The sequence below is a fragment of the Streptococcus sanguinis genome, from assembly GCF_900475275.1.
GTDB classification, from domain to species: domain Bacteria; phylum Bacillota; class Bacilli; order Lactobacillales; family Streptococcaceae; genus Streptococcus; species Streptococcus sanguinis_N.
Map to the genome: position 1 here is coordinate 2,253,894 of NZ_LS483364.1, position 14,347 is coordinate 2,268,240.

The following is a 14,347-nucleotide window of genomic DNA, read 5'->3' on the forward strand; positions in this document are numbered from 1 at the left end:
TCCTAATCTCCCATATTTTTCTAAAACTTTTTCTTTATTCACTTGCCTTGTATTTCTCACTAAAATATTTAGCAAGTTTTTGTATATCACCGTCGTTTAACGCTGTTTTATAAATCGCGAACTCATTTATATAGGTGTTTCCACCAAATACAATTTGACCTGTTTCAACATTATGACGAACACCATTTTGATTCAAAAATAGTTGCTGTGTATGACTCAATGCTCCGTTGACAAAAATTTCAAGTGTTAGAATATCATTTTTAGTAGAACTACGAACCTGAATAGAATTATCTTTTGTAAAATCTAGTTTAGCATTTGCATACTGCTGACCACCATTATTAGCTGCAGTATTATCTACTGTTTTTATTGCAATTTTACCGCTATCTTCCAAGTTAATTGCCCAACTTAAAGTATTATCCAACTTATAAGTTAACAACGAGCCTATTTGCGTTCTATTCCCAATTAAGATTGATGTCGTATTTGAGTTCCCATTTCTAAAATCTCGTTTTTCAAAAGTCAACGAATACTTATCGCGAGGTGCTATAAACTGTCTTGATTGACGAATCACATCTTCATAATAATTAAGAACAGGCACATTAGAAATCTTAAGTGAATCCAAAGACTTATCATGAGCATAGTCACGTACGTCCGTATTGGTGTAAATTTGAGCATCACTCGGTAGCATTGAAAATGTGCTATTTTTTTTCAGAAGCGCTAAATCGGCGTCCGTATGTATATCTAAATTATTTGTTACAGGCAGTCCCATAACCCAAATACGCTCAGCTTCTTGGTAGTTACCGACACGACCGTAGGAGTTAATAACCCGTGCCGCAAAGGTTAGATAGCGTCCTCGCATGTTATCAGTAATGTAAACTCCATTTCCTTTCTTAGAAAGTTGTCGAAAGTCAGTAGGCATTTCAGGAAGAACGGTCGCGGAACCGATTGTATCACCAACTTGACCAATTGTCCCAACTGGTACAATGCCAGGAAGACCATTCCCAATGCTACGATCACTAAGAAACCATCCAGACTCTGTATAAATCCTCGCTTTGCTTCCTTGCTGACTATCAGCAAGTCCAACGGAGCCAGGTTTAGTAGTTTCCCCAATATAATAAAATCTTTTAGAATCTGGAACTTTTACATCTAAATCTTCTGGAATTTGAAGAACACTCTCTTTTGCATTTGCTGCAAAAAGATGTATATTTTTAGTTTGGTTATTTTTATTATAAGAAAGAGTCTGACCTGTCACTTTTATATTCTGCAAAGAGCCATTTCCAATCCGGTAGGAGAAAGTTTCCACCTCTGTCCCCTTGCCGCTATTCTTCTTAATTTCTGACAAGCGAGTTTCAAAGTCCTGTTGGATATCAAAGTTGATAGTATTTTGCTTGCGTTGCCCCAGAATATTGTGATAACTGCCGGCAAAGAATGTCAAAAGTCCCGCAGCAATGACACCTATTAGAATAAGAGAAATTAATACTTCAACTAACGTTATACCCTTACGTTTCTGTAATCTTTTCATCTCTTCTCCTTTCTATGGACCAGAAACAAACCAAAGATCTTGCTGAATCTGTTTTTTAATATCTGAAAAAGTCTTTTTTAACTCTTCAGCATCAGTAGCCGACACATATTGCGCGTCCACAACACCTTCGCGAATAGCTTCTGTTAGAGCTTCACCATATGCAACCTCTTGCTTTACTCCAGAAAACCCTATAAGATTAACTCGCCTTATGTCTTTGCCAAACTTTTTAGATACTTCCCCAGCGTAGCCGATTGTCTTAGCTCGAAAAGCACTGTCAGAGGAGTCTTGATCATAAGCTAGTCTAGAAAATTGTTCACTGTACTTAGCACCGTCTAAATAACCAACTTGGAAATTATCCACTTTCGTGGACAAATTATATATTGGATTTTGGTAATCTACTATATCTCCTCCTCGAATCCATACTTTATTTCCAGGATAATTAGCACTAGGGTCTACTATATAAGCATTGGGGATACCATCTGTCAGTAAAACGACATACTTAAGTTGGACATGCTGTTGCTGCAAACTAACCATTCCATAACGGAGACCATCACCAGGGTTAGTAACTCCTCGGGTCGGTAAACTGTTAATACTTTTCTCTATTTGTTCTGTTCCTTTATCTAGTTGAGAAAAATCTTTTTGAACATAAAAACCATAATGTGAAAAACCTGATAAGTTAACACTAACATTGCCTATTTCTTTCAGTTCTTTCACCATTTCGATTGCTTTCTCTCGCAAAATGCTAATTCGTCGATCCTTTACTACATTCGTTTTTCTACCTTTCATATCTCTTTCCATCGAGCCAGAACTATCAAAAACAAAAGAAATAGCAACATTCACCTGTCCTTCAATCGGATCGTTTCTATAAGCCAGAGCGATGCCCTTTTTCCCTTTACCGACTTTTGAAAAGACCTGCTTACTGTTGAGGGCTGACATGGCTGTATCTATCGAAAACTTATTATTAGAATCTGGATATTTCCCAGTCAGATTGTAATTAATTAGACGGTTATCTTGATAGGCACCGTCAGTTTTAAATTCTAAGTCCAGCTTCATATTATAAAGGGATTTTGTTCCTAATTCACTGACATTCCAATCTTGTTTCGTCTTATCCCAAACATAGTTAAGAACCTTTTTCCCGTCAGCTGACAGACCGATATAGCTCCACTCCTTAGTCAAGCCTTCCTTGCTACCCTTGTACTTGCTATCATCCAAGATAAAGACTGAGGTTGCCTTGCCAATGGTACGGTCAACATGCTGCATAGACGTTCGCATTTCCGCTTGAATGCTTGCTTCACGCTCAATGAGCTCCCGACCAGAAAACATAGTGTTAAATATAACTCCGATGATGAGCGCTATCATACTCATGAGCATAATAGCCATAATCATCTCCACTAGGGTAAAACCTTTTTGTATTTGTTTCATCATTCCTACCTATTTTTTATTTCTTAGACGAAATCAAGTGGCCTTCTTCTGAACGGATACCACTGCTTGCCCAATTAAATTTAACGATATGTTCATAATAGTCCTCACTATTGGGGAGCTTAGACCTTGACTTAATCGTAATGTAGTAATTTTCTGGTCCACTAGTAGCTCCTACAAAAGCTCCAGTCATCTCGATTTCTGCCTCACCACCATCTTTGAACTTATGTTTTGATCTAATCGGACCTGCTGAGTTCGGCTGCCCCTCTGCTCTCTTCTTGAATTCAGCTTTCAAAGGAGAAGCATCTTCATCCTCAAAATAAGCTCCTAAAGCCAACTGCGTACCAGAAGTCGCTGTGTACTTAGCTTTTAGGTAGCTAAACATGCGCTGAGTTTGGGTTTGCCCAGTATCTACGATAGATGCTAAAATACCAATCATAGCGACCAGAATCACAATGGTCACAATAACCATGGGCAACGTAGACCCCTGTCTTTTTTTTCCTTTCATTTTAGTCTTCTCCTAATATTTCTACTTTTGATATTGCCAAAATAGTTGTCACAGTCTGACAACTACTTTGGTAATATCCGACTGCTAAAGCAGTCGGAGTAGAGAAATCTCTATGTTTAGATGATTTGATGATTATGGAGTAGCGCCACCAGCATTGTTGTTTGCTGTCGCTGAAGTGTTAACACCGTTAGCTGACCAGTCATACTTCCATTGTTTTTGATTTTTATCACCTGCTTGTTTGCCAGATGGGATAAAAGTAGATGTCAAAACATGGTTTGTTGAGTCAATTGTATGAGCTGTGTTTTTGTCATTCTTAGCCAGAGCATCTACAATCTTAGTTGAGTCGCCTTTAGCATTTTTAGAAATGTATGGTGCTAGTTTTTCAAGAGTGATTTCACCTGGATTAGTTGGATCATCTTGCGCGCCGATATAAGATTGGATAGCTGATACCAGCTCACGGTGTTCTGATTGAATACGCGAACGACGTGCATTGTCTTGGAAGGAAGTAATAGCTGGAATCGCTACAGCTGCGATGATAGCGATAATGATGATTACCACGATCAACTCAACCAAGGTGAAACCTTTACCTTTTTTCTTCAAATCCTGACGGAATTTTTGCAATTTGTTTAACATTTAAATATTCTCCTATTTTCTTTTTATCTTTATTTTTCGCTGAATATCAGCTTAGTTTTAAATTTAATTGGGCTAGTTTGTATTTGAACCACTATATCTCCAATCGTAAAGCCAAGTTTTGTCCTTGGTTTTATCAGTTCCCACTCCTGAGGGATGGAAGGTCGAAACCAAAGTTGTTCCATCAATTTTATGAGCTGGCTCCGTATCATTCTTAGCAAGGGCATCCATAATCTTAGCCGAATCTCCCTTAGAATTTTTAGAGATATATGGTGCCAATTGCTCCATTGTAATTGACTTTACAGTTTCCGGGTCATCCTGTGATCCGATATAAGACTGAATAGCAGTTGCCAACTCACGGTGTTCCGATTGAATACGTGAACGACGCGCGTTATCTTGGAAAGAAGTAAGGGCAGGAACCGCTACAGCTGTGATAATCGCGATAATGATGATAACCACAATCAACTCAACCAAGGTAAAACCTTTGCTTTTTTTCTTCAAATTACGACGAAATTCTTGCAATTTGTTGAGCACTAACTTCTCCTAATTCTTTTTCACAAGGGCTGCTGAGCAGCCTTTTTAATATCTCTCAAATGTAGGGTTTTAATTCATCTTTTCTTAGATGATTTGATAAGTATTACCACTTTTTGAAACAGCTTAACTAGAGATTACTTCTTTAGTTGGCATTTACACCATTAGCTGACCAGTCATACTTCCATACTTTATCTTTTGAAGCATCTTTAGCGCCTGATGGCTTAAAGGTAGAAGTCAAAATATGGTTTGTTGAGTCAATTGTATGAGCAGTTGCAGTACCATTCTTAGCTAGAGCATCTACGATTTTAGTTGAATCGCCTTTAGCATTTTTAGAAATGTATGGTGCTAGTTTTTCAAGTGTAATCTCACCTGGATTAGATGGATCATCTTGCGCTCCGATATAAGACTGGATAGCTGATACCAGCTCACGGTGTTCTGATTGGATACGTGAACGGCGTGCGTTATCTTGGAAGGAAGTGATAGCTGGGATAGCTACAGCTGCAATGATAGCGATAATGATAATTACCACGATTAACTCAACCAAGGTAAAACCTTTACCTTTTTTCTTCAAGTCCTGACGGAACTTTTGCAATTTGTTTAACATTTTGAATAGATCTCCTATTTTTTCACAATTTTTACTATTTTTGCCCACAGGGGCATTTGTTTTGTTCCTAGCTGGGAGACCCTACAAACTCCCAGCATCAGAACGGTTTTCCTAACTTTTTGTGCAGAGCAGTTGCCCTGCTACCTCCTAAACTTTTCTGAAACACCTTCCTACTGGTCGGCTCCAGATCCTGCATCCACAGCGTGAGCAAGCTCAAACATTGGCAGCATGACAGAGGCAACGATACCTCCGATGATAACCCCCATGACGATGATCATGGCTGGCTCCAAGAGTGAGAGCAACTGCTTGATAGCTGTTTCAAGCTCTTCTTCATAATAATCTGATGTCTTGACCAGCATGGACTCCAGAGACCCAGACTCCTCACCGATTTTGACCATCGAGAGCATCATAGGCGGGAAGAGACCGGTTGAGGTAATCATCCCTGTCAGACGTTCCCCTTTTTGCAGACCTTCATTAGCGATCTTCATCTTTTCAATGACGACAGCGTTGTTGGTCGTTGCAGCAGCAGACTCAATAGCCTCGACCAAAGGGATACCTGCACTGGTCAAGATAGCCAAGGTGCTGGCAAAGCGAGCAGTGACAATCTTCTGCATTGGCCCCTTGATGACCGGCAGATTAAGCTTGAGCCGATCCAGTTGGTAGCGGCCTGCCTCTGTACTGCGATAGCGTAAGAAGAGGAAGACCAGAACCCCTATCACACCGAAGAGGATGTACCATGAAGAGCGGACAAAGTTACTAGCTGCTAGTACGATACGCGTTGGTAGCGGCATGGCCATCCCACTCTGCTCAAAGATTCCTGAGAAGCTTGGGATAACGACATAGAGCAAGGCCAGGACTGCCGCCACAGCCAGAAAGGCCAGGACTGCAGGATAGATCATAGCTCCACGAATCTGGCGGCTGGTCTTGAGCTCTTTGTTATAGTGCTCAGACATCTTTTCCAGCACCTCGTCCAGCTTACCAGTCTTTTCACCAGCCTGCACCATACGGATCAGGAGATCGGGAAACATCCCTTCCTGATCCAGCATAGCCTTGGACAGCTGACTACCTTCTTTTAGGCTCTTGCTGACGATTTTAAGGCTAGATTTGAGGTTCTTTGAAGTAGCCTGTTGTTCTAGGATATCCACTGCATTATTGAGGGGAATCCCTGACTCCAGCATAACTGACATCTGCTTACAGAAGAGCGATATGTCCTTGAGCTTGATCTTCTTGCTTTGGAAAAGGACAATCTCCTTAGAACCCATGACCTTTTCTTCGACACTGATTGGCTTCCCTTTGAGACGGATCCGATTGACGGCGTCTGTCCGGTTAGGAGCGTCCACCTCTAGTGTGACGACCCCTTGGCGAGTGTCTAAGTATTTACAAACATATACTGTCATGCTCTAGTACCCCACTATTCCTAGGGATTTTTCAACTTGAGCGCGATCCACTGAGTAGGACAGTAGTGTTCTTTGGTCGATGACATTGCGACGATAGAGTCCCATGAGCGAAGTGTCCATGGTAATCATGCCTAGCTGAGCCCCTGTTTGGATTGGCGTCAGCAACTGGTGGGTCTTACCTTCGCGAATGAGGTTGCGAATAGCGGGTGTTCCCAGCATGATTTCAAAGGCAGCTACACGACCTTTGCCGGTCGCTGTACGCATAAGCTGCTGCGATACAACGCCTTCCATAACGGCGGAAAGCTGCACACGGATCTGCTCCTGCTGCTCGGCTGGAAATACGTCGATAATCCGGTCCATGGTGTTTACGGCACCGACCGTGTGGAGAGTTGACAGGACCAAGTGACCTGTTTCCGCCGCACGCAGAGCGATTTCAATCGTTTCTTTATCCCGCATCTCACCAACTAGGATGACATCCGGGTCCTGACGAAGGGCACCGCGGAGGGCATTGCCGAAGCTTTGCGTATCCGCTCCCAGCTCACGTTGGTTGACCAAGCACTTATTATGCGTATGCATGTACTCGATCGGATCTTCAATTGTGATGATGTGCTCGTCCCGCAAGCTATTCATGTAGTTGATCATGGTTGCCAGGGTCGTTGACTTTCCGCTTCCTGTTGGCCCGGTAACCAATATCAGCCCCCGGCGTTTCTCAGCCAGCTTTTTAATAACTGGCGGCAATCCCAGAGATTCCATAGATGGAATATCCTTGGGAATGACCCGCAAGGCAATCCCGCAGTTGTTTTTCTGCTTAAAGATATTGACCCGCAAGCGATAGCCATTGTCGACCTCGTAGGCACAGTCCACTTCACCGACTTCTAAAAGATGAGCAATCTGCTTCTCATTTAAAATATGCTTGGTGAAGCGAACCGTGTCTTCGTTGGTCAAAATTGTATTGTTGAGTTGTGTTAACCTCCCGTGCAGACGCATGGTTGGCTCAGCGCCAACCGTGAAGTGGATATCTGATGCACCCGCTTCAATCGCCTGCTTAATTAACTCATCCAAATTCATCCTAAACTTCCCCTTCTAGACTGAAAGCAATCTTCATTGCTTCTTCAATCGTTGTAGTCCCCTGTTTTGCGATATCAATGGCCTCCTCCGCCAAGTCTCGCATACCATTTTTCTTAGCTTCTGCTCGAAGCTGTGACGTTGTTCCACCATCATTAATTAATGATTTAATCTCCCTTGTCACTGCCATGATTTCGTGGATAGCTATACGTCCATAGTATCCCGTACCACTGCAGTAGTTGCAGCCGCGTCCGCGATACAAGGTGTCTCCCTTGTGAATACCGATACCTGCATGTTCATTTGTTTCTACAGTGTACTCAGTCTTACACTTAGGACAGATACGCTTAATCAAGCGCTGTGCGATAATACCGACAGTCGCCGTTGAGACCAGATAAGGCTTGATGCCCATATCGACCAAACGGTTGACTGTACTAGCTGTGTCATTGGTGTGGATAGTCGAGAGAACGACGTGACCAGTGATAGCGGCACGAACCGCGATACTAGCTGTCTCTTCGTCCCGAATTTCCCCCAAGAGAACGATGTCCGGGTCCTGACGCAGGATACTTCTCAAACCACTCGCAAAGGTCAGTCCAGCTTTGTTATTTACCTGAACTTGGTTGACCCCTTCCAATCGGTACTCAACCGGATCTTCAACGGTGATGATATTTTTTCCTACATCATTGAGCTCACGGAGCGCTGTGTAGAGAGTGGTTGTCTTTCCGCTTCCCGTAGGACCAGTCAGCAAGATAATGCCTTCTGGCGCCTTAAGAATATCTTCAAAGAGCTTCTGGTTGGTTGGCGAGAATCCCAGCTCCTCTTTACTAAGGAGAGTTGCATTCCGGCTCAAAATCCGAATAACGATTTTTTCACCGAATACAGTAGGCAAGACTGAAACCCGCATATCGACTTCTTTGCCGTCGATGGTTGTCTCAATCCGTCCATCCTGAGGAATCCGCCGCTCGGCGATGTCCAGACCACTCATGATCTTAATCCGTGTCGCAATGGCTGAGTGAGCATTGGCTTTCAACTGCATATTTTCCACCAAGGTCCCGTCAACCCGGAAACGAACACGAACAACTTTTTCAAAGGGCTCAATATGGATATCGCTGGTCCGCGTCTTGATTGCCTGACTGATAATCGAGTCAATCAAACGTACAACCGGAGCGTTTTTAATTTCGAGATCTTCTTCGATGATCTCTTCGTCCACATTAAAACCTTCGATTTCGGTCGCTGCCTGTTGGGCTTCTTCTCCTTTAGAATAGTATTGATCAATATACTTCTCAATATCATCCCGAAAAGTTACATAAGGTTCTACCGCCATCTTAGAAACGATTTTAACGTCGTCTAGGGCGATATAGTTGCTTGGGTCTGCCATCGCAACTACTAACTTGGGTTCTTCTCCCTCTTCCCCATCTGTGAAAGAGATCGGAATCAATCCATGACGTTTAGCAACTTTTTCTGAAACCTTCTCGACAGCTTCCTTTTCTATCACAAACTGTGATAGATTGACATGAGGTACACGGTAATAGTAACTCATGACTTTCAGCATATCTTCTTCTGTCACATAGCCCTTGCTGATTAGATATCTCTCTAACTGCATGTTTGATTGTGGCATATCTTGAAGAATTTCTTCTTTTTGAGCTGCCGTTATCAGATTGAATTGAACCAATATAGCGATTAGTGCCATTTGTTTCTCCTGTCTGTGATTTTTTTGTAAAAATCCTTCAATTCTTTCTATGCGTTAATAGATAACAGCTTTCTTAAAAAAATCTCCCTCGCTTAAAGTTTCCTTTAAGGTTTCTTTAAGCTTTTTAAGTTAGGCTAGTACATGGAAAATTTACCAATAGAACCAAACTTGATGTTTTAAGTTAGATGCTTTGAGCAGTATCTCCATTTGATAAACCTAGCAAACAGTCCTTAAGTCAATCCTAGGATTGATAAGGGACGTTTTAGTTTTGTCAAAAGGGGCGCAAAAAAGCAGATGCCAAAAACATTTGTTCTTGCGTTCTTAAATACTATACAAAGCAAGTTCTCTTGCAAAATTTCTCATGCTTTTAGATGCAGGTTAAACCGTGTGTGTGTGAAGTTGGTTTAACCCGAATCATCAAGCAGCCAGTGCCATAAGATAAGAATTCTTGTCTTATGGTTTTTCTTTTTACCGATATGCATATTTTGGTAGGAAATGCTAGGAACAAAAGCTTTATTTGCTTTAAAAAACATTTACCTATCACAGTATATGACATAATTGACATCTTGTCAACAGGTTTGCCTCAAAAAAATGATTGCATTTAAAAAAATGTTTAATTTTGATAAAAGCTTGTTATATCAAGCTTTTTGACACTTTTTTAAAGCGTTTTTTTACTTCGAGGATAAAAAAAAGCAAATTTTTTTGAGGAAATTTCCCCTTTACTGCTTCTTTTTCAACCTTCAGATGGACAGTGTGACAGCATCTGTCCTCTTCTGATCGGTAATCGATATGCTTAGGAAAGGCGCTTCAGGACAAGGCTTAGCAAGCTTTGCCTGTTTCTTCCTACCCAATAGTATATGCTAAAGAAAAAGCATTGTCAATGCATTTGCATTTTATTAGATGTAAAACCTATCTAAAAATGCACAATGTACTCAGCTTGTCTATTTTTTATAGAAAAACTACAAAATCAAAAAGGCTAGAATTTTCAGACAAAACTACATTGTTAAATTATAGAAGAAAAAACTCCAGAAAATAATATTTCCTGGAGTTTTTTTAATATGCTACAAACTTATAAGATTACAACTTGAGCCCTTGATACCTTTGAAATAGTATCTTCTGCTTATACACCAAAAGACTGAGATAATTTCATGGCTGGTCTAAAGTTTATATTAAGATAATGGATACCTTGCAAATTAATAAACTTATTCAGTTTCTAGAAAACTAATTCCTTCTTCAGCAGCCCAATCATAACGTCTAACAAATGGCTGCCAAGTTAGGCTTTCCCAATCAACTTCTGGGGCAGTTAGATATATTTTTTCGGCTTGGCTGATTGTCGTTATCTGCTTATCGTTTTTTATATCACCTCTATAGCGGTAAAGCTTTTGGGATCTTTTATTACGAGAAAACGTCGCTACAGTTTCAGGTACTTTAGTTACGGGATCTACTTTGATAATTTCATAATCTATTGGAGATTCTCCTCGAGAAGAGTCCTCTTCTTTTGTTGTTATTATCGTCCCATCTTCTAATATCTTATACTTATACTTATACTTATAATTATAATTATAATTATAGCTGTAACCCTTAGGCAAATGTACTGGTTTTAAACCTACATAAGGCGGAGCATCTGAAGTTTGTCCGTATGCATATAAAATTTCTTCTATTTCACCATTAACTAGATAAACCAATTCTGGGAATCCGTTTTTATCCAAATCATACAATGTATAATAGATAGGTGTGCCATCTGAAACACCAAAATAATGGTAATGACCTTCTCTTAGTAGCTCACCATCTCCATCAGGTCCTGGCATCAATTCAAATTTAAATGCTCGATAATTCTTTACATCATATGGCAACTCACCTATTTTTATATTGGTAATTTTACGTGTGGACTGCAAATTCCTTAAAGAAAAAGTATTGCTGAAATGATTCTCACTATCATCGGAACTATCAGATGTGTCATCATCAGAACTAGTTTCATCAGATTCATCTAATGGCTTGACGTCTTTGAGCTTTCTTTTACCACTGTTTGGTTTGTACTCTCCCTTAGCCATCAGACGCTCAAAGAAACGCTCACTGTCTAAGAATTTTCCTTCCAACTTCAGACCAGAGAAGCCCACTTCATAACCTAGGGTTAAGTCCGCAAAGAGAACAGCACGACCACTGGCTTTTTCTAATTTAGGCGAATCAAGATTTTTCTGAGTGACCTGAGCATTCAGTTCACCTTCTAACCCGAGGCCAACCGCAACATCAAAGGATGCTACAGATAGATTAAGGAATCCTGGTTTAAAGACTGCCATAGGCCCCTCTTTTATTTGACCATAAATGTTTAAGTCTAACTTATTGCTTAATTGAACATTTTGATCAAAGTAAGCTTTCTGATTTTTGACACCTAATTCAGCTGCTACATCAAAATTGCTTTCTGTACTAATATTAAACTTTCCTTCAGCATTGAGGAACACATAGATGTCTACGCTAACTACAACACCGTAATAAGATGAAAAATTGACCGTCACTAGTTTTACCTTGTCTTCAAAACTGGCTTCTTTCTTGAAATCAGTCGTCAACTTAAAGTTAAGAGACGGTTTTACAAAGACATGCGGAGAACGTCCTGGAGCCCAGTCAAGCTTAGCCTCGACCTTTCCGGTAACTTTCAAGCCAACATCAACACCTTTGATTTTCTTCTTCCATGTCTTTCTAGCAGCTGCAGAAGCAGAGACCGAGGCTCTATTACCGAGGTCATCTCCTTCATCTTCTTCTACACTCGTTCCTTCAGCAGGAGTAAAGGTTCCTCCATCAAGATCAAACTCTGTCTGTACATTAATCTCTTTGGCTACCTCTTCTAAAGTAGCCTTTGTGACAGTCAGAACGGTTTTCCCGTCAGCGATTTTTGAAGAAACCACTTTAAAAGCAAAACCTGTAGGATAATTTCCGCTTGCCGGCAGAACAATAACATCCCCTGATTTTAGTTTTTTCTCCTCAGGCAAGATGACCTGACCAGCCTTTTCATCAACCTGATAATCAACAACATCTAGTTGAACAACTGATGGATTGAGAACAACCTTGCCCATAGCATCTGAGTTATTACGTCCCGGAGAGAATTGACCAAGAATATTGTGAACTTGGAAATCATTATTTCCATTTGCAGTAATACTAGCTTCAAAATCCTTCCCATGAAGGGTATAGGTTTTTCCTCTAGTCAGGTGAACATAGAAATAACCATCACTATCCGTTTCAATCGTTTGAATTTCTTTACCATTCTCTTTCAGAGTAACGGTTCCAAATTCTATACCTCTGCCTGTTAGATTTGAAAAAGCGTGACCTGAAAGTAGAACTTCTTCTGCTGACCCTTGTTTTGGGCTATCAGAACTATTTCCTAATTCATCCCCTTGGCTATTTTTCTCCGAGGATGAAGTGTCAGGATTCCTTGATTGATTAGGATTCACTGGTGTTGATGGTTGGGTGCCAACAGAAGATCCAGTATCAGACACTGTCGGAACGGTTCCTGAATCTACAGATGTTACTGGTGAATCTGAATCCGGAACAGTTGGACTTGGAACTAAACCTGAAGCACCGCTATCCAAAGATGGAGTCAGAGTATCCACACTTGGTGACGGATTGGTGACTACTGCCCCATTGTTAGATGCTGTCGGAACAGTTCCTGAATCTACAGATGTCACTGGTGGATCTGAATCCGGAACAGTTGGACTTGGAACCACACCTGAAGCTCCACTATCCAAAGATGGAGTCAGAGTATCCATACTTGATGATGGATCGGTGACTACTGCCCCATTGTCAGACGCTGTCGGAACGGTTCCTGAATCTACAGATGTCCCTGGTGAATCTGCACTTGAAACTGTCGGACTTGAACCACTTCCATCTGAAGATGGAGATGGAATAGCTGTCCCTGGTGATGATTGACTACCAAGCGAAGACCCAGTATCAGACGGTGACGTCACAGTAATGGTATCTACCGGTGTCACTGGTGAATCTGAATTGAGCCCTGTACTTGCACTACTATCTGAAGACGAACTTGGATAGGCTGGCGTCCCAATATCAACTGGTGACGTGCTACCGTTCCCTGATATTCCTTGCGTATCCGTCTGACTTGGCATAGTAGATGAACCTACGTATGCCTCAGTAGCAGGATTGACAGAAGTTTGATTAGTCAGGCTAGATTTCTCTCCAAGAAGAGGATTTTCAACCGAGCGATAATAAACAGTCAGTCGAACTGGTACATCTTTATCAAAGAGCCGAACGCTCTGACTAAACTCAACAAGAGAAGCGACCAAAGTGTCAGCTGATACGAGTGCTGCACCGAAAGCACTGCCTGAAATCACTAAGAAAGTTAATAACAATCTTCTTGAGTAGCTATATCTCAATAAGATGAGACCAAGAAGAAGCACGATAAAACCAATAACTGAGAAAGTGATTATTTTTTCCCCTGTCTTAGGCAAAACTGCCACTTGCTCCTGCTTAATTTTTACCTTAAACTCTTGAGTTTGACCAGGCTGCAGGATTTCCGATGTAGGTAAAGGCCCATCAACTTTATAACCTTGCGGCAAATTTAACTGATAGTTAACATCGTTTATCTCTGAATTGCTTGAATTTCTTGCCTTGACTGACAATTGATTTTGACCATCGCCACTTAGTTCCGCACTAATCTGTTCATTAGCGAAAGCGATTCGGCCAGTTCCAAATATCATTGCTAAGAAAAACAAGATACTAAACAGTTTTTTCCTCATTTTACCTCCTATTTTATTTTATAGGGAAAGGCAGATTTCCCCAAATTTAAGTATAGTATGAGCCAACATATTTGTCAATATTATAATTTATTGATTATATTAATTATGTTTTTGTACAATAAAAGCAGCTCTTAAAAGCTGCTTTAGTATAATAATTTTGAATATAAAGTTTATTTTGATATTAGCTTTTTCATTGCTTATTATATTTTATACGCTGTTGTTTTCTATTTTAAAAACTACTT

At 40.8% G+C, this 14,347-nt stretch carries 10 protein-coding genes; all 10 read right to left on the reverse strand.

The genetic code is table 11. The features are described from left to right. Window positions 1–34: 34 nt before the first annotated feature. Window positions 35–1,519, reverse strand: coding sequence for a type II secretion system protein (locus DQM55_RS11315; protein ID WP_111676821.1), 1,485 nt, complete (start codon window positions 1,517–1,519; stop codon window positions 35–37). Between the two features lie 12 nt (window positions 1,520–1,531). Next, entirely contained in the window at window positions 1,532–2,944 is a 1,413-nt protein-coding gene (locus tag DQM55_RS11320) for a VWA domain-containing protein (protein ID WP_111676823.1), read from the reverse strand. 13 nt (window positions 2,945–2,957) lie between these two features. Continuing rightward, window positions 2,958–3,446: a hypothetical protein gene (locus DQM55_RS11325; protein ID WP_111676825.1), complete on the reverse strand. Its 489-nt coding sequence runs from the start codon at window positions 3,444–3,446 to the stop codon at window positions 2,958–2,960. A 132-nt stretch (window positions 3,447–3,578) separates the two neighbouring features. Then, window positions 3,579–4,079, reverse strand: a complete 501-nt coding sequence (locus DQM55_RS11330; protein WP_049542296.1) for a prepilin-type N-terminal cleavage/methylation domain-containing protein — start codon at window positions 4,077–4,079, stop codon at window positions 3,579–3,581. A gap of 72 nt (window positions 4,080–4,151) precedes the next feature. Then, window positions 4,152–4,610 carry a type II secretion system protein gene (locus DQM55_RS11335; RefSeq protein WP_049542294.1) on the reverse strand — a complete coding sequence of 153 codons (459 nt, stop codon included), beginning with the start codon at window positions 4,608–4,610 and terminating at the stop codon, window positions 4,152–4,154. Window positions 4,611–4,752: 142 nt separating this feature from the next. Further along, window positions 4,753–5,262, reverse strand: a complete 510-nt coding sequence (locus DQM55_RS11340; protein ID WP_111676827.1) for a prepilin-type N-terminal cleavage/methylation domain-containing protein — start codon at window positions 5,260–5,262, stop codon at window positions 4,753–4,755. Window positions 5,263–5,384: 122 nt separating this feature from the next. Next, complete coding sequence (locus DQM55_RS11345; RefSeq protein WP_111676829.1) at window positions 5,385–6,611, reverse strand: type II secretion system F family protein; 1,227 nt, start codon at window positions 6,609–6,611, stop codon at window positions 5,385–5,387. A 3-nt stretch (window positions 6,612–6,614) separates the two neighbouring features. Continuing rightward, window positions 6,615–7,679: a type IV pilus twitching motility protein PilT gene (locus DQM55_RS11350; RefSeq protein WP_002899359.1), complete on the reverse strand. Its 1,065-nt coding sequence runs from the start codon at window positions 7,677–7,679 to the stop codon at window positions 6,615–6,617. 1 nt (window position 7,680) lies between these two features. Continuing rightward, window positions 7,681–9,363, reverse strand: a complete 1,683-nt coding sequence (locus DQM55_RS11355; protein WP_111676831.1) for a GspE/PulE family protein — start codon at window positions 9,361–9,363, stop codon at window positions 7,681–7,683. A gap of 1,202 nt (window positions 9,364–10,565) precedes the next feature. Then, complete coding sequence (locus tag DQM55_RS11360) at window positions 10,566–14,105, reverse strand: LPXTG cell wall anchor domain-containing protein (RefSeq protein WP_111676833.1); 3,540 nt, start codon at window positions 14,103–14,105, stop codon at window positions 10,566–10,568. Window positions 14,106–14,347 lie beyond the last annotated feature (242 nt).